The 19,800-nt window shown below is 40.9% G+C and carries 23 protein-coding genes and 1 tRNA gene; 17 read left to right on the top strand and 7 right to left on the bottom strand.

The features are described from left to right. Positions 1–55 precede the first annotated feature (55 nt). Positions 56–1,240 (bottom strand): T9SS C-terminal target domain-containing protein, encoded by a 1,185-nt coding sequence (locus FEK29_RS08840; protein ID WP_138258069.1) that lies wholly within the window; start codon positions 1,238–1,240, stop codon positions 56–58. A gap of 202 nt (positions 1,241–1,442) precedes the next feature. Between FEK29_RS08840 and FEK29_RS08835 the strand changes: the two genes are divergently transcribed. The 3 genes from FEK29_RS08835 (at position 1,443) to FEK29_RS08825 (ending at position 4,127) form a co-directional block, all read left to right on the top strand. Beyond that, complete coding sequence (locus tag FEK29_RS08835; protein ID WP_138258068.1) at positions 1,443–1,940, top strand: SRPBCC family protein; 498 nt, start codon at positions 1,443–1,445, stop codon at positions 1,938–1,940. A 183-nt stretch (positions 1,941–2,123) separates the two neighbouring features. Then, a complete protein-coding gene (locus FEK29_RS08830) occupies positions 2,124–2,810 on the top strand; it encodes an SDR family NAD(P)-dependent oxidoreductase (RefSeq protein WP_138258067.1) in 687 nt (228 codons plus the stop codon). Beyond that, positions 2,811–4,127 (top strand): cryptochrome/photolyase family protein, encoded by a 1,317-nt coding sequence (locus FEK29_RS08825; protein WP_138258066.1) that lies wholly within the window; start codon positions 2,811–2,813, stop codon positions 4,125–4,127. Here the strand turns inward: FEK29_RS08825 and FEK29_RS08820 are convergent, their stop codons facing one another. Further along, entirely contained in the window at positions 4,128–5,186 is a 1,059-nt protein-coding gene (locus FEK29_RS08820; RefSeq protein ID WP_138258065.1) for a DUF6340 family protein, read from the bottom strand. Between the two features lie 258 nt (positions 5,187–5,444). Here FEK29_RS08820 and FEK29_RS08815 point away from each other — a divergent pair, with 258 nt between their 5' ends. Genes FEK29_RS08815 through FEK29_RS08795 form a run of 5 tightly spaced genes read left to right on the top strand, consistent with a single transcriptional unit; the run spans position 5,445 to position 9,022 of the window. After that, positions 5,445–6,872, top strand: a complete 1,428-nt coding sequence (locus FEK29_RS08815) for an amidohydrolase (protein WP_138258064.1) — start codon at positions 5,445–5,447, stop codon at positions 6,870–6,872. A 17-nt stretch (positions 6,873–6,889) separates the two neighbouring features. Beyond that, positions 6,890–7,054, top strand: coding sequence for a Lacal_2735 family protein (locus FEK29_RS08810; protein ID WP_138258063.1), 165 nt, complete (start codon positions 6,890–6,892; stop codon positions 7,052–7,054). Next, positions 7,008–7,520 (top strand): VOC family protein, encoded by a 513-nt coding sequence (locus tag FEK29_RS08805; protein ID WP_240042705.1) that lies wholly within the window; start codon positions 7,008–7,010, stop codon positions 7,518–7,520. The genes FEK29_RS08810 and FEK29_RS08805 overlap by 47 nt, the downstream gene beginning before the upstream one ends. Positions 7,521–7,561: 41 nt before the next feature. After that, complete coding sequence (locus tag FEK29_RS08800; protein WP_138258061.1) at positions 7,562–7,966, top strand: GNAT family N-acetyltransferase; 405 nt, start codon at positions 7,562–7,564, stop codon at positions 7,964–7,966. Between the two features lie 54 nt (positions 7,967–8,020). Continuing rightward, a complete protein-coding gene (locus FEK29_RS08795; RefSeq protein WP_138258060.1) occupies positions 8,021–9,022 on the top strand; it encodes a pirin family protein in 1,002 nt (333 codons plus the stop codon). Positions 9,023–9,032: 10 nt separating this feature from the next. Here the strand turns inward: FEK29_RS08795 and murA are convergent, their stop codons facing one another. The 3 genes from murA to FEK29_RS08780 all read right to left on the bottom strand — a co-directional run bounded on the left by murA (position 9,033) and on the right by FEK29_RS08780 (position 11,488). Next, complete coding sequence (gene murA, locus FEK29_RS08790) at positions 9,033–10,340, bottom strand: UDP-N-acetylglucosamine 1-carboxyvinyltransferase (RefSeq protein WP_138258059.1); 1,308 nt, start codon at positions 10,338–10,340, stop codon at positions 9,033–9,035. A gap of 15 nt (positions 10,341–10,355) precedes the next feature. Beyond that, a complete protein-coding gene (locus FEK29_RS08785; protein WP_138258058.1) occupies positions 10,356–11,006 on the bottom strand; it encodes a DUF4290 domain-containing protein in 651 nt (216 codons plus the stop codon). Between the two features lie 194 nt (positions 11,007–11,200). After that, the gene (locus FEK29_RS08780; protein WP_138258057.1) at positions 11,201–11,488 is read right to left on the bottom strand and encodes a DUF493 family protein; all 288 of its coding nucleotides are present in this window, start codon (positions 11,486–11,488) and stop codon (positions 11,201–11,203) included. An 87-nt stretch (positions 11,489–11,575) separates the two neighbouring features. On the opposite strand from FEK29_RS08780, the gene FEK29_RS08775 reads away from it, so the two are divergent. The 5 genes from FEK29_RS08775 (at position 11,576) to FEK29_RS08755 (ending at position 16,100) form a co-directional block, all read left to right on the top strand. Next, positions 11,576–12,136 carry an RNase adapter RapZ gene (locus FEK29_RS08775; protein ID WP_138258056.1) on the top strand — a complete coding sequence of 187 codons (561 nt, stop codon included), beginning with the start codon at positions 11,576–11,578 and terminating at the stop codon, positions 12,134–12,136. Further along, positions 12,137–14,032, top strand: coding sequence for a RecQ family ATP-dependent DNA helicase (locus FEK29_RS08770; RefSeq protein WP_138258055.1), 1,896 nt, complete (start codon positions 12,137–12,139; stop codon positions 14,030–14,032). Beyond that, a complete protein-coding gene (gene fmt / locus FEK29_RS08765; protein ID WP_138258054.1) occupies positions 14,032–14,979 on the top strand; it encodes a methionyl-tRNA formyltransferase in 948 nt (315 codons plus the stop codon). Before FEK29_RS08770 ends, fmt begins: the two co-directional genes overlap by 1 nt. A gap of 176 nt (positions 14,980–15,155) precedes the next feature. Beyond that, positions 15,156–15,428 (top strand): HU family DNA-binding protein, encoded by a 273-nt coding sequence (locus FEK29_RS08760; protein WP_138258053.1) that lies wholly within the window; start codon positions 15,156–15,158, stop codon positions 15,426–15,428. Positions 15,429–15,539: 111 nt separating this feature from the next. Next, positions 15,540–16,100: a YqgE/AlgH family protein gene (locus FEK29_RS08755; protein ID WP_138258052.1), complete on the top strand. Its 561-nt coding sequence runs from the start codon at positions 15,540–15,542 to the stop codon at positions 16,098–16,100. A gap of 393 nt (positions 16,101–16,493) precedes the next feature. On the opposite strand, the gene FEK29_RS08750 is transcribed toward FEK29_RS08755, so the two are convergent. Both FEK29_RS08750 and FEK29_RS08745 read right to left on the bottom strand, forming a co-directional pair. Continuing rightward, positions 16,494–17,339, bottom strand: a complete 846-nt coding sequence (locus tag FEK29_RS08750; protein ID WP_138258051.1) for an aminotransferase class IV — start codon at positions 17,337–17,339, stop codon at positions 16,494–16,496. Between the two features lie 52 nt (positions 17,340–17,391). Next, complete coding sequence (locus tag FEK29_RS08745) at positions 17,392–17,775, bottom strand: START-like domain-containing protein (RefSeq protein WP_138258050.1); 384 nt, start codon at positions 17,773–17,775, stop codon at positions 17,392–17,394. A 133-nt stretch (positions 17,776–17,908) separates the two neighbouring features. Between FEK29_RS08745 and FEK29_RS08740 the strand changes: the two genes are divergently transcribed. The 4 genes from FEK29_RS08740 to FEK29_RS08730 all read left to right on the top strand — a co-directional run bounded on the left by FEK29_RS08740 (position 17,909) and on the right by FEK29_RS08730 (position 19,783). After that, positions 17,909–17,982: transfer RNA gene (locus FEK29_RS08740), tRNA-Met, on the top strand. A 174-nt stretch (positions 17,983–18,156) separates the two neighbouring features. Then, on the top strand, positions 18,157–18,651 hold the full coding sequence (locus FEK29_RS18135; RefSeq protein ID WP_240042704.1) for a hypothetical protein: 495 nt from the start codon (positions 18,157–18,159) through the stop codon (positions 18,649–18,651). 119 nt (positions 18,652–18,770) lie between these two features. Beyond that, the gene (locus FEK29_RS18130) at positions 18,771–19,448 is read left to right on the top strand and encodes a site-specific integrase (protein WP_240042703.1); all 678 of its coding nucleotides are present in this window, start codon (positions 18,771–18,773) and stop codon (positions 19,446–19,448) included. After that, positions 19,445–19,783, top strand: a complete 339-nt coding sequence (locus FEK29_RS08730; RefSeq protein ID WP_138258049.1) for a hypothetical protein — start codon at positions 19,445–19,447, stop codon at positions 19,781–19,783. Before FEK29_RS18130 ends, FEK29_RS08730 begins: the two co-directional genes overlap by 4 nt. Positions 19,784–19,800 lie beyond the last annotated feature (17 nt).

Below are 19,800 nucleotides of genomic sequence, written 5' to 3'. Positions count from 1 at the left end.
GTATAAACCAAAATCCCATTTGTTAAGAAAGTATTAAATAAGCGGGATACAAGTGCTAGTAAATGGCAAAAGGTACGGAAAGGGTACCCGTATTTAGATAGGCTGCAAAATAGAAAATCCCGGGTCCGTTAATTGTGTTGGATATTGAACCCGATGTATCTACTTCATTCCCGGAGTTCCAAACGAGCCTCCCGCCTGCATCAAAAATGGCACTTCCAAAAACCGTATTGGAGGTTTGAATTTCATAAACGAACGAACCCATATTTAGATCCTTATATATAAGTATCGTTTCGTCCTCGTCAATTTCTATGGGTTCTTCGGGGGTTTCAGGTTCTTCGGGGGTTTCCGGTTCCTCAGGGGTTTCCGGTTCATCGGGAACCTCGGAATCGACAAATGTAATTTTAAACAGTCTTGCGGCACTGGTGATGGAAGGTGTTTGTCGTGAAAAAAATTCAGAAGTAAAGAGGAATTGGTTGGCACTTATTTGGGCGATACCTTCGGTTTGTACAAAGGACAGTCCTAAATCGTAGCTGCTAAAACTTCCATTGAAGATGTTCGTACCGATGGAATTCTCGAATTTGATTAAAAACGGCATTAGAATGGTTGAATATCCCAGTAAATACAATTCGGTTCTTGCACTATCATAAACGGCGTCCGTCACCAAGCCCACCTCGTTTAATGAACCGATGTTCGTAGCGACATGGCTACCGATGGTCTTTGGAATGGAATATGCGACAGATCCCAGACTTTGCCATTGCTTCGTAAAGACAACCAACGCATCATCCAAAGCGATGAAAGCTTCCGCATCCCAATCGGAACTTCCGTTATTGGTAAAATCCGTTTGGTCCTCATATGTGAATTCGATTCTTTCGGCCTGTACCTGGTCGTACACTAGATAGTCCGACTTCGCAATTCGGTAAATCACCAAATCCGTTCTCGTTCCAACATTGTTCCCAAAATCCCCGATATAGATATAATTGGCATCCTGTGTCAATGCCTCCCAGTCCGTATTTTGGGCATTGGTAATTGTTATGCGTCTGGTTATGGCCAAGGAAGTGGTATCCATCTCATACAGAATTGGCTCGTTCCCAGAATCGTTATGGGTTATCAATCGGTCATTAAAAAAAAGTAATCCGGATGATTCGTTGATTTCGGCATTCAAACCGCCAACTTCAGAAATCGTTTGTTGCGCCGTAAGCACGGACGTAAATAATACCAACAAAACTGTAAAATATTTCATGGCAAAACTCACATTGCAAAGGGAAAATACAAAATCCTTTTGGTAAGCAGCTTACGTGCACTTATTTAAACTATCAAAGATTCAGATTCATCGGTGAAAATTCATATCCTCTTGCATAGATAAATGCTAAGACTTTATATTTTGTTTAACTTAATTCAATATTTGTTAAACAAAAATTAGGTATATTTGTTAAAAGGATTGTATGAAACTTTATCAGCTTAAGTCAAAACAATATTTGCCCATAAGTCAATCAGAGGCTTGGCAGTTTCTATCGAATCCTGCGAACCTAAAGGTAATTACACCAGAACATATGGGTTTTGATATTCTGGATGGCGCTGATAGGAAAATGTTTCCCGGCCAAATTATCCAGTATATCGTGAAACCTTTTCCAGGGTACTCCACCAAGTGGGTAACGGAGATAACCCATGTGCAGGCCGGAAGCTATTTTGTGGACGAGCAACGTTTTGGACCCTACAAATTGTGGCATCACAAACACTTCATCAGCGTAATACCCGGTGGTGTTTTAATGGAAGATATCATTGATTATAAATTGCCCTTTGGGATTTTGGGCCGGATGTCGCACCCATTTCTGGTAAAAAAGCAATTAAAGCAAATATTTATGCATCGAGAGCAAAAATTGACCTCACTTTTTGGTAGTATGCTAGATAAACAAAACACCGTTGAATTTAAATGTATATAAATGAAACCCGTATCAAGGGATTTGTTATAGTGAATCACATAACTCTAGAAAAGGAAATGTTTAAGAATCAAGTTATTGACCTAATTTTAAACATATGAAATGAGCCATAACAAGTCTTGATACATAACGAGATGGTCATTGGCGAATTACACCTGACCTACGAAAAACAATAAAAATAAACAGATGAAAACAATATTATTGATAGGTGGATCTCATGGAATTGGTTTGGATGTAGTAGACCAATTAAAGGAAACTCATAATCTTTTGGTAGCATCCAGAACGGAACTCCCGGAATCCCATAAAAATATTAACCATATTCAGTTCGATGCCACGGAAGATGTATTAAATATGGACGATATTCCCAATTTGGATGGTTTTGTGTATTGCCCTGGAAGTATCAACCTGAAACCTTTTAAGATGATGAGTTTGGAAACCTTTGAAAACGATATGGAAATCAATTTCTTTGGTTTGATTCGGGTTGTAAAGGACATTATACCCAAGATGAAGGATGATTCAAGCATGGTATTTTTCAGTACGGTAGCTGTCTCCAATGGAATGCCCTTCCACACCAGCGTTGCGGCGGCAAAAGGTGCCATAGAAGGCTTTGCCAAATCCTTGGCCGCTGAATATGCGCCAAAAATAAGGGTGAACGTCGTGGCACCTTCATTGATAGATACTCCTCTGGCCAGCAGACTGCTCAACAACGACAAAAAAAGGGAATCCATGGGGGAAAGACATCCATTGAAAAGAGTTGGAAAACCAGAAGACATAGGGAATATAGTTTCCTTTCTTCTAAGCGATAAAAGCTCTTGGATGACGGGACAGGTCATTGGAGTTGATGGAGGAATCTCTACACTAAACCTTAGTTAAATGTCCAAAAAGAACGTCACTATTTTTTGGTTCCGAAGGGATTTACGGCTGGATGATAATGTAGGCTTTTTGGCCGCATTGAAGTCGGACCACAAAGTACTGCCCATTTTCATTTTCGATACCCATATTCTTTCCAAACTGCCCGAAGACGATGCTAGGGTAACCTTCATTTTTGAAACCTTGCAGAAAATGAGGAAAGAACTACAAGATGACTGGAACAGCTCATTGGCCATATATTCCGGAACGCCAAAATCGATTTTCGAGGAATTGATAGAGATGTACAATATTGGAAGCGTGTACACGAATAGGGACTATGAGCCGTATGCGAGGGACCGTGATGGGGAAATCGAGGAGCTTTTGGCGAGCCAGGATATAGCCTTCAAGACCTTTAAGGACCAAGTTATTTTTGAGACCTCCGAAGTTATGAAGGACGATGGCGATCCTTACGTGGTGTATACACCCTATAAGAACAAATGGAAGGAAACCTTTGACAAGGATAAACATCTACAAATCCATTATACGAATAGTTATTTGGATAATCTAATCGAAAACACGAGGCTTCCCAACCTTACGTTGAGCGATTTAGGGTTTAAAAAATCGGACATAGAGGTGCCGGATTTTACTGTCACCCCTACCCTAATCAATAATTACGAGGATACCCGAAACTATCCGGCAAAAGAAAATGGTACTTCTAGATTAGGACCGCATTTAAGGTTTGGAACGGCATCAATACGGAAAATGATGAAAAAGGCCATCAACGAGGATAATGAGGTTTTTTGGAGCGAATTGATTTGGCGCGAATTTTTTATGCAAATCCTTTGGCATTTTCCTCATACCAAAGACAAGGCCTTTAAACCAAAATATGACCGAATCGAATGGCGCAACAAGGAGGAAGAATTCGAGAAATGGAAAAAGGGACAAACGGGTTATGCCCTTGTAGATGCCGGAATGCGTGAACTAAATTCGACCGGCTATATGCATAATCGGGTGCGAATGCTCGTCGCTAGTTTCCTGTGCAAACATTTATTGATCGATTGGCGCTGGGGAGAGGCCTATTTTGCCGAAAAGCTCTTGGATTATGACATGAGTGCCAACGTAGGCAACTGGCAGTGGGCGGCCGGTAGCGGTGTTGACGCGGCCCCGTATTTTAGGATATTCAATCCAATGACCCAAGTGGATAAATTCGACAAGCAAAAAGAGTATATCAACAAATGGGTACCGGAATTACAGGAACTGAATTATCCAGATAAAATGGTAGATCATAAAATGGCCAGAGAGCGCTGCTTGGAAACCTATAAAGAGGCACTTAACAATTGATTATCTTGAAAGCTGCTCAAATGTGGCTTCCAACTCCTGTTGTTCCGCCAATCTTCTTCTCAGGATATTGACATATTGCAGGGCCAGTCTAGTATCATAATCGGAATACGCAGCGGATGCAAACTCCAAGGCCCTTTCCAAATCACCATTGATTTCATTGATGATGGCCATATTGTAATGGGCCCTTCCGGCAATTTTGGATTTTCTGTTATCAAGTTCCGTAGCCCATAAATCGGCCGCTCCATCCCAATTGCCAGTTCTGGCCCTTCGCATCGCGATTTTAAAATTGTTGGTGCCGCGTACAAAATAATTCCGTGCTACTCGCACGTTAATGGGCCTTGTCAAGAGCGCGTAATCCATGCCAATGGTGTTACTTATTTGAAAAACGCCTTCCTTTCTTCCCGCTATGGCTTCAAACGCCTTTGCCGGATTGACACCCTCTCCCACCGATGTAAGGAAGTCATTAAAAATATATTCGTCCAAAATTGTTTTTGTAACGGGATCGTAAATCCTCCAGCCATTTTCAATTAATGTATTTAAGGTTAACCTATGACCTGGAATCCCTATGTTAATACCTACGTTGTTAGGTATACTTACGGTGGTTAATTCATAACTGGGCGTTGTATCCGTATCATAAAACTCCAAGGAAAATAAAATGTCCACCTCGTTCTCCTGACAAATTTGCGCTACAAAATCCGTAGGCAAGGCAGCTGGAAAAACACCCAAACCTTTGCGCGATCCCTCAACATCTTCGATTATCCTGACCACTTCAAATCTGCTGTCCCTCTTCAATGCATCCAGAAGCCCTTGAATGGCATATTCTGCGCCTTCTTTGTCCAAATCCTTTCCTTCAAGGGACAAGACCTTATCCAGTTTATCCAGTTTATTGTTTTCTTCCGATGGAATACTCCTGTTGAGGATACCAATCTTGGTCACATGGGCCGGAATGGCAATCCTCGGAGCCTGCGTCACTCCCATGGTCAATCTATTGGTAGAACTACAGGAAACGTTCATTAGAATGATTCCGGCAATTAGGAATATGTTTAAAATGTTCTTCATGCTATCGGATTTAAGGATATAATTGGTTGATTTATAACGAAAAACTTTACTGTTAAGTATTTCAGGAAGTATGTAAAAAACGCCAAGAACTTAGAAGTCTTGGATTATCTGTTCTAAGAACATAAAAATTTGAACAAGCCTATATTGTAGGCGCTTCCTTCAGACCTTTTAAAACCTTATATTTACGCTACAATGAAATCATTCTTTCAATTTATATTTAGAAACACTAAATAATCCATACCAAGTAAACCGATAAAAATGAAAAAATTCCTAGTACTAGCATGCTGCTTCGGTCTGATTAACGTTGTTCAGGGCCAAAAAATGAGTAAGGACAAAAAAGCGGTCATTGCTTCCGTTGAAAATCATAAGGAGCAACTTATCAAAATCAGCGACTCCATTTGGGCGTTGGCAGAAACAGCCTTTGAAGAGACGGAATCTTCCCGAATCCTTGCTGACTATGCCGAAAAAAATGGACTGACTGTAACCCGGGGCGTTGCCAATATCCCCACTGCCTTTACGGCCACATACGGTTCCGGCAAACCGGTTATTAGTATTTTGGGTGAATTTGATGCCCTACCCGGAATCTCTCAAAAGGCGAGCCCGGAAAAATCGCCTTTAAAAGAAGGAGCGGCGGGCCACGGTTGCGGCCACAATATGTTCGGCACGGCAAGTTTAGGGGCCGCCATTGCCATAAAGGAATTAATGGAAGCTGGAAAAATACAGGGGACCGTCAAGTTTTTGGGCACACCAGCAGAAGAAAAGTATTTTGCTAAAGTGTGGATGGTTGAGGCCGGACTTTGGGACGATGTGGACGTAAATGTGAGCTGGCATCCTTCCGCAGGTATTGAGGCCGATGTACAAACGGGCCTTTCCCTAATCGATTTCATCGTTGAGTTCTACGGACAGACAGCGCATGCATCCGCGGACCCCTGGAACGGCAAAAGTGCCTCCGATGCCCTGGAGCTGTATACCACCGGCATCAACTACTACAGGGAGCATATTTTGCCAACTTCACGTATTCACTATCACATACAAGATGGCGGACAGGTAGTAAATGTGGTCCCGGACTATGCAAAGCTTTGGGTACGGGTTCGCGACCCAAAGAGGTCCAAAATGTTGCCTACCTACGAACGCGTAAAGGCCATGGCGGAAGGTGCTGCCATCATGGCGGATGTAGACTATAAAATTTCATTGGTCTCCGGTATTTATGAAACCTTGGTCAATAGGACCGGTGGTGAAATCATGCAGTCCAACCTGGAGCTATTGGGCCCTATTACCTATACGGAAGAGGAGGAAGCTTTTGGAAGGGCCATCCAAAAAGCGACGGGAAAACCCGAAGTTGGAATGGACGGTAAGGTATACCCGCTTAAGGAAACGGAAGAGAATCCGGGTGGCGGTTCCACGGATGTAGGCGACGTGAGCTGGAATGTACCCAACATTAATTTGGGAGTTACCGTAGCGCCAAAAGATACACCCTGGCATTCTTGGGCCGTTGTGGCCTGCGGCGGTATGTCCATTGGCCATAAAGGAATGGTGCATGCGGCCAAAGCGATGGGTATGACCATGTTGGACCTTTTTGAAAACCCAAAAATGGTGGAGGCCGTGAAGGAAGAGTTCAAGACCAGAAAAGGAAATGAGGTGTACGAGCCCATGATTGATGGGCCACCACCTATTGGAAAAAATTAAGAAAAAATAAGATTGCTATGTTCGGATTATTTAAAAGAAAAACAGAAAAGGAAAAATTGACTGTAGAATATCAAAAGCTCATGAAAGAGGCTTTTGAACTATCGACCATTAACAGAAAAGCAAGTGATGAAAAATATGCAAAAGCGGACGAAATCCAGAAAAAACTGGATGCCTTGGAATGAAGTTAAAAGACCAACATTAATGGTCCTTTGTTTCTTTTTTCTTCAATATTCGCTAAAGGCCCAGGAAGAATCAGAAACGGGCTTCGATTTTAAGTACGACCATTATTCGCTCATTGTGAAGGACTTGGAAAAAACGGGAAAATTCTATAAGAACATTCTAAAACTTAAGGAAATTCCCCATCCTTCAGCCACTTCCGGATTTCGTTGGTTTGTAATCCATGGGAACTCGCAATTGCATTTGATCGGAAAGGACAGCGTACCTATGAAGCACAACAAAAGTGTCCATCTTTGTTTGGCCACACAGAAACTGGATGAATTTATTGCCCATTTGGAAGAAAAGAACGTTCCATACTCGGACTGGCCAGGTAAACCAAACGCCGTTACCTTGCGGGCCGATGGAGTCCGACAAATTTATGTGCAAGATCCTGAAAATAATTGGGTGGAAATCAATACGGCCGTTCATTAAAAAGTCATGCTCATCTTTATAATGACCAAAACTGTTTTGGGTTGGAAATAAAAGGGATATCGCCCGAAAACACTTGGCCGATCAGGCATCAGGTTATGTGGCCCAACCATCCAATCGAATTCGTAAAGCTGGAGAAAGATACCTCCGGAGCACATTACGGAATTTTCGTTGAAGATAAATTGGTGAGCTGTATTTCCCTTTTTATAGCGGATGATTCGGCCCAATTTAGAAAGCTTGCAACATTACATGGATACCAAAAAAAAGGATATGCTTCGGCGCTTATCGACCATATAATCGCCATTTGTCTTCAAAAAAAGGTACAAAAAATTTGGTGCAATGCCCGACTGGACAAAACCGACTTTTATGAAAATTTTGAACTGATAAAAACAAAAAATAGCTTTTCAAAGGAAGGAGTATCCTACCTAGTGATGGAGCGAATTTTGTGAAGATAATCTGGTAGCGTAATTTTACGTAGCTATCTTGAACTAAAAATCATTTTAATGAGCAATACTATAATACGAAAGTTTCCTCTCGGTTTTCAATGGCAGACCCAGGACCCATTTTTATTCTGTGTACACCACTTAGATCATTTTCCTGAAGGTACACCAGATTTAGGTCCAAATCCAGAACTACTGAAAGGAAGACCTTTGGGCGGGGATTTTGATCCCCACCAGGACTGGCGTATGTATCATGGTCAAACCATTCCCGGATTCCCCGCACATCCACATGTTGGATTCGAGACGGTAACAGTTGTTAACCAAGGTTTTTGCGATCATTCCGACTCCTTAGGTGCAGCAGGAAGATTTGGCTTGGGCGACACTCAATGGATGACCGCAGGAAGCGGTGTGCAACATTGCGAAATGTTTCCGCTATTGCATACCGATAAGGAAAACACCTTGGAACTATTTCAAATTTGGTTGAACCTACCAAAAAAGTCCAAGTTTGCCGATCCCTATTTTAAGATGCTCTGGCATGAGGATATCCCTATAATAATAAGGGAAAAAGCTACGGTTACCGTAATTGCCGGGAACTTTAATGATATTACGGCGCTTGCACCACCGCCGGATTCTTGGGCATCGGAGCCTGAAAATAAAGTAGCTATTTGGAGTATCGTTATTGAGGCCAACGGAGAAATCCGTCTTCCAAAGGCAGAGAAAGGCATTAACCGAAGTATTTATTTTTATGAAGGGGACGAAATTAGCATTGAGACCGAAACAATCCCCAAAAACTTTGGTATGGATGTGAATCCTGAAGCGGATATCAACCTAAAAGCAGGTTCAAAAGTTGCCAAGCTATTGGTGCTGCAGGGGGCCCCTATCAACGAGCCCGTTGCCCAACAAGGTCCCTTTGTAATGACCACACAGGAAGAACTTCAAAAAGCTTTCTCACAGTTTAGATTGACCCAATTTGGTGGATGGCCATGGCCCTATCCCGATAATGTTCATGATGCCGAAAAAGGTAGGTTCGCGAAATATCCGGATGGAACTGTAATTGAAAAATAGTTATCCCCAATTAAATCCTGTCTATTTTTGCCCCGATAGCTTTCAATCGTACATCGATATTCTCATAGCCCCTATCGATCTGTTCAATATTGTGGATAATAGAGGTACCCTTTGCGGATAAGGCAGCGATCAGTAAGGATACACCAGCACGTATATCGGGTGAGGTCATCGTGGTCGCTTTCAATGTCGACTTAAAATTGTGCCCCATGACGGCAGCACGATGCGGGTCGCAAAGAATTATCTTGGCACCCATATCCAATAGTTTGTCCACAAAGAACAGTCGGCTTTCGAACATTTTTTGGTGAATGATGACTTCCCCTTTCGCCTGAGTGGCTACTACCAAAATAATACTAAGAAGGTCTGGAGTCAACCCGGGCCAAGGCGCATCGGCAATGGTCAATATCGACCCATCAATGTAATTTTGAATTTCATATCCGTTGGTATGTTTCGGAATAAAGATATCATCTCCTCTCCGTTCCAATTGTATCCCCAGTTTTCTGAAAACCGTGGGTATTTGTCCCAAATCGTCCCAACTTACATTTTTTATGGTCAATTCACTTCGAGTCATGGCTGCCAAGCCGATCCAGCTTCCGATCTCGATCATATCGGGCAACATGGTATGTTCCGTTCCCCCCAAGGATTCCACACCATCAATGACCAACAAGTTGGACCCGACTCCCGAAATCTTGGCACCCATCCGAATGAGCATTTTACACAACTGTTGTAAATAAGGCTCGCATGCCGCATTGTATATGGTGGTTTGACCTTTCGCCAATACCGCTGCCATTAGGATGTTGGCGGTGCCGGTAACTGAAGCTTCATCAAGCAACATATAGGTACCTTTCAACTCTTTTGCCTCAACCCCATAGAAATATTCCTCCTTGTTATATCTAAACTTGGCACCGAGCTTTATGAAGCCTTCAAAATGGGTATCCAAACGCCTACGACCTATTTTATCCCCTCCAGGTTTTGGAATATATCCTTTTCCGAACCGGGCCAATAATGGTCCAACCAACATTATGGAACCCCTAAGTCCTCGCCCGTCCTGTTTGAACTGATCGGATTGTAGATAATCTAAATTGATATCATCGGCCTTGAACGTGTAGGAACCCTTTCCTCTTTTCTGAATCTTTACACCAAGATCTTCCAAAAGGGATATCAGTTTGTTCACATCAACGATGTCCGGGATGTTGTTTATTGTAACTTTTTCCGATGTCAAAAGTACGGCACACAGAATTTGCAATGCCTCGTTCTTTGCACCTTGTGGCGTTATTTCACCGGAAAGTGAATGTCCGCCTTCAATCTTAAATGTTCCCATCTAGGAAATGGAAGTTTAGTAGCGTTTTTTACCGCGATTATTGTTTCTATTCTTTTTACCGGAACTTGGCCTTGGGGTTTTGGCAACCTTGTTTTTAAGGAATTGTCCGCTATCGGTAAGATTTTCGCCTTTGGCGGCCAAATCTATTTCACCATTGCTCAGCTCGTACAAATGGTTGAAAATTGCGGTATCGTCCACAACTTCCTTGTTCCAGTTAAGATAGCATTTCTTCATATGATTGGCAATGGCGTACTCCAGGCCGGAGCGCTTGTCACCTTTTTCCCATTGTACGGCAACGTCGATCATTCGCTTGATGTTGTTCCCGTAAAATCTGTATTTAGGATAGTTCTGGGGATATTCCAAAGGTTCTGGACGCTTTTGCAACATCTCCTTAGAAGTTATTGGGAAAGGTGATTCCACGTCGAGTTTAAAGTCGGACATGATAAATAGCTGATCCCACAATTTGTGCTGAAAATCAGGCACGTCGCGCAAGTGGGGCTGCAAGTTGCCCATAACGCTGATAATGGACTTTGCCACACGGTTACGTTCTGCATCATCTTTTATGGAAACGGCATAGTCCACCATTTTTTGAAAATGCCTACCGTATTCAGGGATGATCAATTGGGGACGCTCTGTATTGTATTCGAGGTTGTTTACTAAATCCAAATTGGAAAATTTATCTTAAAAAATGTTTCGAAGAAGTCTTCTTTTTAACGTCTGCAAAGTAATAAAATTATGGCGGAAATACTATTTTACTACATAATCGAAATTTAACTTATTGAATTTTGCCCGAAATCCAAAGAATAATCCCTCACACTTGTAACTCCTTAAATACCCCTAGGAATTTGGAACCATTGATTTTAGAGGGAAATCACTCCCTCTATAGCCCCTACTTCCTTATATTTCTCAATGACCTGGTCCGGATTCTTGAGGTTGACGGTAATCGAAACACTGGTGTACTTTCCGTTTTTGGATTTTTTTGATTCGATGACGGCACCCATATTGTCAAAAATCTTGTGTATGCTATTGATTTTTTCCTGATCAGATAAAACAATGAATTTGTACAAGTAATTTGAGGGCCATGTGCTAGTCGCTGATAACTGTTCCCTTAATTTACTATAAAACGCATCAGAATTATTTTCTGCCATTATATTATTTTTTACAAAGATACGGGTAAATGATTAGTTTTTTAAAACCTAGCGTTTGCGTAAATTTACAGGGTAAATCTACAGTATTTGGACTTTAAGAGGATTGTGATAACCGGTGCCCCCGGCACCGGAAAGACTTCGGTAATTAAATCTTTGGAAGATAGTGGATATTACTGCTTTCATGAAATCATTCGTACCATGACCCTGGAGGCCAAAAAATCGCAAAGGTCAGATTCGGTTTTGAGCAACCCCATTGAATTTGTGGACGATTCTTTGGCATTTAACCATACACTTTTAAAAGGTAGATTGGCACAGTTCCAAGAGGCCGGAAACCTAAAAAATGATGTACTTTTTTACGACCGGGGCACCCCCGATGTTTTGGCCTATATGGACTATTTTGGACAAGCATACGATGTGGAGTTCAAGGAGATTTGTAAGCAATATAGATATGACCAAGTGTTCATTCTCCCTCCTTGGGAAGAAATCTATGTACAGGACAATGAGCGATTGGAAAGCTATTCCCAGGCTGTAGACCTACATATTCATCTGGAAGAGACCTACCGATCTTTGGGTTACGACATCGAGGAAGTACCATTTGGAACTGTAGCGGAGCGTTTGAATTATATAGTGAAAAGGATAATCATATAAGTGAGCTTAGATCCACATAAAGTACTCAAAGAATATTGGGGCTACCCACATTTTAAGGGCTCTCAGGAAGAAATTATTAAAGCGGCCCTCAATGGTAGGGATGTTTTGGCATTATTGCCCACAGGTGGTGGGAAGTCGGTTTGCTTTCAAGTTCCCAGCATGGCCACCGAGGGTATCTGTATCGTAATTTCCCCTTTAATCTCCTTAATTCAAAACCAGGTTTCGCAATTAAAAAGCATGGGTATAAAGGCCATTGGCATGACCGGCAAGATGCGTTTTGAGGAGATTAATGATCTTCTGGACAATTGTGTCTATGGAGACTACAAATTTCTATACATGTCTCCTGAACGTTTGGAGCAGGAAATGGTACAGGACCGCATCCGTCAGATGAACGTCAATTTTTTGGTGGTCGATGAGGCCCACTGTATTTCGCAATGGGGCCACGATTTTCGTCCGGCGTACCTACAATGTAAAATCCTAAGGGAGCTTCATCCAGAAGTCCCTATGATGGCCTTGACCGCTACGGCCACACAAAGGGTAGAAGCGGATATTGTTAAGCAATTGGAATTGTTGAATCCACTGATTCAAAAGCAATCGTTCGTACGGGATAATATTTCCTTTAGGGTAGATACCCAAGAAGACAAGCGGTTTCAACTTTTGTATTATTGCAAGCGACTAAAAAGTAGCGGAATAATTTACACACGCTCGAGAAGGGTTACCGAGGATATCAGTAACTATCTTTTACAAAATGGGATTTCGTCGACGTTCTATCACGGGGGAATTCCCGAAAAGGACAAAAGGGACAAATTGGACAAATGGCTCCAGAACGAGATAAAGGTAATGGTAGCCACCAATGCTTTTGGCATGGGTATCGATAAGGCCGATGTTTCCCTTGTGATTCATTATCAAGTTCCGGACTGTATCGAAAATTATTTTCAGGAAGCAGGCAGGGCTGGACGTAATGGGGAAAAGGCCGCTGCAATCCTCATCACAAATAAAACCGACCAAGAACTTGCCAAAAAACAATTTTTAGATGTATTGCCCGATGTCTCCACGGTAAAATACATCTATAGAAAACTGAACAACTATTTTCAAATCGCCTATGGGGAAGGGAGTAACGAAACATTTCGAATACATTTCAATGAATTCTGTGATGCCTATCAGTTAAATACTCTGATAACATACAATGTATTGAAGATTATGGATAGATACTCCGTCATCGCACTATCTGAATCTTTCAACCGTATGTCCAGTGTACTCTTTATATGCACCAAAGAATTGCTTTTAGGCTATTTAGGTAGAAACGCTTTTTTAGACGACCTGACAAAATTGATATTGCGAACCTATGGCGGAATTTTTGAAAACCATACGGTCATCAATACCTTTACCCTGGCCAAAAAATTAAGTTTCCCCGAAAAGAAAGTGCTGGAATACCTCGAAATTTTGGCGCGGGATGAAATAATCGAATACAATGCTTCCCATAGTGACCTTGAAATTACCTTTTTGGTACCAAGGGAAGATGAGCAGACCATAAATCGATTTGCGAAAACTATCAACGAACAGAACCAATTGAAACAGGCCCAGGTAACGGCCATGCTTAATTATATTGGAACGGACCATGTATGCCGAAGTAAGCAATTGCTAACCTATTTTGGGGAAAAGAACCCCGATTCCTGTGGAATCTGCGACGTATGTCTAGGAGCTCCTTCTAAGGGTACTCAACTTCTGGAACTCAAGAACAGAGCGATAGGATTACTGAAAAATCAGGATGCCTCCTCAAGAACATTGCTAACTTTGCTTCAGTGCCAACAAGAATTGCTCCTACTGGTATTACAAGAACTTTTGGAAGACGGGATTGTGGAGATTACCTCCAAAAACGAATATAAAATCATCTAATGCAAGCATTACGAATAGTATTTATGGGAACCCCAGATTTTGCCGTGGGGATTTTGGATGCCATCGTTCAAGGCGGTTACAAAGTAGTAGGTGTGGTTACGGCCCCTGACAGACCTGCTGGAAGGGGAAGAAAACTAAACGAGTCCGCAGTAAAAAAATACGCCCAGGACAAGGGCCTGCCCATTTTACAACCGACCAATCTCAAGAGCGAGGATTTTTTGGGAGAATTAAAGGCATTGAACGCGAACCTTCAAGTGGTCGTTGCCTTTAGAATGTTGCCAAAGGCCGTTTGGCAAATGCCGGAATTTGGCACTTTTAACCTCCATGCCTCCCTGCTGCCCCAATATAGGGGCGCGGCCCCCATCAACTGGGCCATTATCAATGGCGAAATAAAAACGGGAGTCACCACGTTTTTTATCGATGATAAAATAGACACAGGGGCTATCATCCTCCAAAAGGAAACCGAAATTCACAAGGACGAGGACGCTGGTTCATTACATGACCGTTTGATGGTATTGGGCGCCGATGCCGTTATGGAAACTTTGGAAAGGATTTCACAAGGAAATATGGGTGCTATGGTACAGGAAAATCCGGCCGAATTGAAAGTGGCCCATAAAATCCAAAGGGATACATGCAAAATCGACTGGAGCCGTCCCATGGATGAAATATATAATAAGATTCGGGGATTGAGCCCCTACCCCGCCGCTTGGAGCACCCTAACAAATGATGGGGAACAACTGGATATTAAAATCTATAAGGCTACCAAGGAAAAAACAGACCATTCCTTGGATTTTGGGAGCTTACTGTTCGACAAAAAAGAGCTAAAAGTTGCAGTTAAAAATGGGTTCCTGAAATTATGGGAAGTACAACTTCAGGGGAAACGAAAAATGACGGTATCAGATCTGTTGAATGGCCTTAATCTATCAAAAAATGCCAAAATTGGCTGAAGCCCCGTCATTATTGGGATAGCCGAAGACGTAAAAAAAGCCTTACTTTATCAACAAACCTCTTGAGTTATCAACAAAATAAGGGATTTGCCCCCATTTTACTTGTGTTGGTCGTAAATCCATATAAATTTGTTATAGGTTTAAAATTATTTAACAACAATTAATTTAATCAGATTATGAACAAAACAGAATTGATTGATGCAATGGCAGCAGACGCGGGCATCACTAAAGCAGCGGCTAAAAAGTCATTGGAGTCTTTCTTAGGAAATGTTGAAGGTGCTCTAAAAAAGGGCAATAGAGTTTCTCTAGTTGGTTTCGGGTCTTGGTCCGTATCTAAAAGAAATGCAAGAGAAGGTAGAAATCCATCTACTGGTAAAACTATCCAAATCGCAGCTAAAAACGTTGTTAAGTTTAAGGCAGGTTCTGACCTAAGCGATGCAGTTAACTAAATAATTGCAAGATTATCATATGAAAAGGCACTTATTAAGTGCCTTTTTTTATTCCCAGTTTGGAAAATTAATGTGAAATGTCTTACTTTAGGATTATTCAGGTGTTTAAATATGGTGCATTTAAAGCCAAACAAGGGTAAGTTGTTAATTGCTGAGCCGTCTCTAACAGGTGACGTTTCCTTCAATAGATCTGTAGTTCTTATTGCGGAGCACAATGAAGAGGGGTCCGTAGGATTTATACTCAATAAACCTTTGGAATATCAAATAAGTGATCTTGTTACCGAAATCTCCAAACCCTTTCAAGTATACAATGGCGGACCCGTTGAGCAGGACAATCTATACTTTATTCATAAAGTACCCCATCTAATCGATAATAGCGTTGAAATTTCGGACGGTATCTATTGGGGCGGTGATTTTGATAAGACCGTAGATCTTATCAATAACCACATTATTTCCGAAGACGATATAAGGTTCTTTCTGGGCTACTCCGGTTGGTCTTCTCTCCAACTGGACAAGGAGCTATCATCCAAGTCTTGGATAGTTGTCAAGAATGAATATCGGAGTCAGATTATACAAAAACCCTCTGGAGCTTTTTGGAAGGAAAAAATGCTGGAACTAGGTGGAGACTATCTATTATGGTCCAATGCACCGGAAAACCCTAGTCTTAATTGAGGGACTCCAATTACAGTTAGCAGTTAGCAGTTAGCGAAGATCAACTACCAAAAATTGAATATGGAATTACAGGTACAAAGTAATTAAATGATGTTCTGTAAAAGGTATTCCCCTGATAACTCTAAACATATTTAATATACACGTTGCGGTTACCAAATGAGCAAAAGCTTACTCCCATTACATTTTTCGTGTAGAAGCAGTAAAGTTTATCAATACCTTGGTTTCATTGAAATTTGTGCGATGAAGGCATCAGGCAAATGAATCAGTAAATCGGCAGCCATTTTTATTTGACATGGTATTGATAACGAAATACTTAAAGGCTAACCTATTTTACTATAAATGACCAGTTGTTTCAATAAAAGCTAAGATGTACCTGTTTTTGGATAATGCGGATTAAACGGCCAATCGGGCAAGGGCATTCAATCTTCCAACGAGCCTTTTGGCCATCGCCGATGTATACTCCTTTTTGCGATAGTTGGTAACCGGAACGATTCCTTGGATAGTATTGGTGATAAAAAGCTCATCTACCTTTTGAAGTTCAAAGGGCGATATACTCTCCTCTACGATTTCCAAAACTTCATCATCCTTCAACATGGTAAGTATTTTTTTTCGAATGATTCCGTCCAAGCACCCATCCTTCAAGGGGGGCGTCTTGACTAAATTTCCAATTACTACGAAGATATTCCCGTTTATGGCTTCCACGACGGACTTATCATTATTGAGCAACAAACAATTCTGATAATCGTTTTCCTTTGCATAAATGCCCGCCACTACGTGAATTATTTTATTGTTCGTCTTTAGGTTTGACAACATGTCGGTATTCAAATAAAAATCCTTAAAGAGTTCTACTTCATAAACAGCTTCATTCAGAACATAGAAAGGCGCATCTAAACTACTTACTTCGATCACATAGGAAATATCATTAGTCTGTGGAGTATATAAACCCCCATCATTCCTGTAAACGGCAAAACGAATCCTATGGGCAGGTGAGGTTTCATTGGGACTTATGGTCTTGTGAATTTCCTCCTCAAAAAATTCCAAGGTAAAATTCATGGGGATTTCCATGCGTAAAATACGCATAGAAGCCATAAGTCTAAGGTAATGCTCCTCCAAAAAATAAATATGGCCGTTAACTTCCCTTATGGTCTCAAAAAGAGCATCCCCATACTTGAAACCGCGGTTTTGGTGATTAAAAAAACCTTGTTCGTTTCCAACTAATTCCCCATTAAAATTTACCATAAAAAAAGGCCTTTACTTTAAAGGCCCAAAGATACGGTTTCATAAAGAAATTCTATTTTGATCCTAGCACCTGTTTTAAATCGGATACTTGGTTCTCCCATAACATCTTTGCCTCGTCCACTTCGTCCTCTTCGGCAAAATCGGTTATGAATAGCGATACATCCTTGGTAATCTCATCGACAATAATCTTCATCTCAAAATAGGTTCCTTCATCACCTTCGGCCCAAGAAAAGCGTACAAATTCATCGGATTTTCTTTTCAGTAATTTTGCTTCTTCCTCTGCACCGTCCCAAATAAAAATATATTTCTCACCCCGTGAATTTACATTATCGGCAAACCATTCGGAAAGGCCGGAGGGTGTTACCAAGTATTGATAAAGTAATTGGGGGGAGGATTGTATAACGTACTCTATTTCAAATTTAATTTTTTCGCTCATTCGATCGTCTTTATGCGCCCAATATATATATTTCTATATGATTAAAAAATAAAAGATGCTTAATATTTTTTAGACCTCATATGTTGATGAACAAAAAATTAAACTCTATATTTGCAGCCGCAAAAATTACCATGGCGAGGTAGCTCAGCTGGTTAGAGCGTCGGATTCATAACCCGGAGGCCGAGGGTTCAAGTCCCTCTCTCGCTACAAGGTGAAAACCTTTATAAATCAACGGTTTGTGTGTTTACAAACCGTTTTTTTATGTCCATGATTTTCCTAATTTTACAAAAGGAATACGAAAAGGCATACGTTTTTCACGTAAGTCTCTTTTTCTGAGTCAAAATCTATACAGGTGGAGTAGATATCTCCAAGTGGTCCACCTTGTCAAGAAAGGAACAAAAGGCGGCATTAGATAAACGATGGTACGTGTATTATTCCTTTAGAAGCCCTGAAACAGGTAAGATGGTGCGGCAGGCACAAATTAAAGGAGGTGCCAATAATTTTGCTACGAAGAAGGAACGTTATCAATTTCTCGCAATTCTTCGGAACAACCTGCACCAATTGCTTGCGATGGGTTTCAATCCGTACGAGGATAATTCTGAGCTCGTTCAAAAATTAGAAGGAGAATCCCATCAAAAAAAGAAACATTCCAAAATAAAAAGGGAAAAGGTAGAGACTAAACAGGTAAAACCTAGTTTACCCCAGAACCCTCGAAAAACGAAACAAAAACCTGTAGATAAAGGAATGGAGATTCATGAAGCCCTAGAATATGGACTTAAAATAAAAAAGATACACTTGCTGCCTCTGGCTTTGAGAAGTACAAGAACCATATCACAAGATTCCAAAAATGCTTACGCTCTGAGCGACCAGATCTAAAGGGCATTCGGGAAATCGATAAAAAGACTGTTATAACGTATCTCAATTCTATGCTTAGTACCAGTTCATCCAGAAACCGAAATAACAGCAGAACCAACCTTAGCTCTCTTTTTACCACGTTGGAAAATAATGAAATCATCGAAGAAAATTTCATTAAAAAAATAAATGTTCTCAAAACAAAGCCTAAAAGAAACAAGACCTATACAACGGAACATTTAGAAAAATTGGAAGTTTACATGAAGGAGAATGACCCACTACTCCTACTCTTTATACAATTTATCTCCTATAATATGTTAAGGCCAATCGAAGTCTGTAGATTACGCGTTAAAGATATTGATGTGCGGGATAAAAAATTATTTATTCGGGCGAAGAACAAACCTGTAAAAATCAAGATTATCCCGGATATATTATTCAGCAAGATGCCCGACCTTTCGAAAATGGAACCTGACCAATTTTTGTTCACTCCATATGGTCTTGGTGAACCTTGGGATTTAAAAGAAGTAGATAGAAGGAATTACTTTTCTCGACGGTTCAAAAAAATCAAGGATATTTTTAATTTGGGAGATGAATATGGCCTTTACAGCTACAGGCATACGAATATTGGAATGATATATCGTGAAATGTCAAAAACCATGTCCCCTATGGAAGTCAAAAGTAAATTGATGCTGATAACCGGACATACTACCCTAACAGCACTGGAAAAATATCTGCGTGATATCGATGCGGAATTGCCAAAAGACTATTCCAACTATTTAGATCCTACCTTCTACAATAAAGAAACACCAGATAAAGAATGAAGTATTTTGGACGTCTTAAAAATACCGACCTCTCCAATTTGGATGAAGAAAAAAAGCATCTGCTTTACCTCAAAAGAAGGCTATTTGAAAAACAGCGTGTAGTTCCTCTTTCTGAACTATTCAAGTCAAACGAATCCAACAACAATTTTAAAGTCGTTTTGGAACCCAATAAGAAACTAATACTTGAATATTATGAGTTTCTAAAGGACCACTACTCCCATTTCATTGAGGATAACTGTATGCTTTACCTCCACCCATTTAACAAAATTACCTTTGGTATGGGGCCTAAGGAGAAAAAAAAAAGAGGCCAGGCAATACTATCTGTACATCGCTGACGCAATAAAAGAGAAAA

The organism is Maribacter aurantiacus, from assembly GCF_005780245.1.
Lineage (GTDB): Bacteria > Bacteroidota > Bacteroidia > Flavobacteriales > Flavobacteriaceae > Maribacter > Maribacter flavus.
The sequence above is the reverse complement of the archived record's forward strand: the minus strand, read 5'-3'. Positions and strand labels throughout refer to the sequence as shown.

Bases quoted from the DNA above. Each gene is read 5' to 3' on its own strand.
- FEK29_RS08840 (WP_138258069.1), bottom strand. From the start codon at position 1,240: ATGAAATATTTTACAGTTTTGTTGGTATTATTTACGTCCGTGCTTACG.
- FEK29_RS08835 (WP_138258068.1), top strand. From the start codon at position 1,443: ATGAAACTTTATCAGCTTAAGTCAAAACAATATTTGCCCATAAGTCAA.
- FEK29_RS08830 (WP_138258067.1), top strand. From the start codon at position 2,124: ATGAAAACAATATTATTGATAGGTGGATCTCATGGAATTGGTTTGGAT.
- FEK29_RS08825 (WP_138258066.1), top strand. From the start codon at position 2,811: ATGTCCAAAAAGAACGTCACTATTTTTTGGTTCCGAAGGGATTTACGG.
- FEK29_RS08820 (WP_138258065.1), bottom strand. From the start codon at position 5,186: ATGAAGAACATTTTAAACATATTCCTAATTGCCGGAATCATTCTAATG.
- FEK29_RS08815 (WP_138258064.1), top strand. From the start codon at position 5,445: ATGAAAAAATTCCTAGTACTAGCATGCTGCTTCGGTCTGATTAACGTT.
- FEK29_RS08810 (WP_138258063.1), top strand. From the start codon at position 6,890: ATGTTCGGATTATTTAAAAGAAAAACAGAAAAGGAAAAATTGACTGTA.
- FEK29_RS08805 (WP_240042705.1), top strand. From the start codon at position 7,008: ATGCAAAAGCGGACGAAATCCAGAAAAAACTGGATGCCTTGGAATGAA.
- FEK29_RS08795 (WP_138258060.1), top strand. From the start codon at position 8,021: ATGAGCAATACTATAATACGAAAGTTTCCTCTCGGTTTTCAATGGCAG.
- murA (WP_138258059.1), bottom strand. From the start codon at position 10,340: ATGGGAACATTTAAGATTGAAGGCGGACATTCACTTTCCGGTGAAATA.
- FEK29_RS08780 (WP_138258057.1), bottom strand. From the start codon at position 11,488: ATGGCAGAAAATAATTCTGATGCGTTTTATAGTAAATTAAGGGAACAG.
- fmt (WP_138258054.1), top strand. From the start codon at position 14,032: ATGCAAGCATTACGAATAGTATTTATGGGAACCCCAGATTTTGCCGTG.
- FEK29_RS08760 (WP_138258053.1), top strand. From the start codon at position 15,156: ATGAACAAAACAGAATTGATTGATGCAATGGCAGCAGACGCGGGCATC.
- FEK29_RS08755 (WP_138258052.1), top strand. From the start codon at position 15,540: ATGGTGCATTTAAAGCCAAACAAGGGTAAGTTGTTAATTGCTGAGCCG.
- FEK29_RS08750 (WP_138258051.1), bottom strand. From the start codon at position 17,339: ATGGTAAATTTTAATGGGGAATTAGTTGGAAACGAACAAGGTTTTTTT.
- FEK29_RS08745 (WP_138258050.1), bottom strand. From the start codon at position 17,775: ATGAGCGAAAAAATTAAATTTGAAATAGAGTACGTTATACAATCCTCC.
- FEK29_RS08730 (WP_138258049.1), top strand. From the start codon at position 19,445: ATGAAGTATTTTGGACGTCTTAAAAATACCGACCTCTCCAATTTGGAT.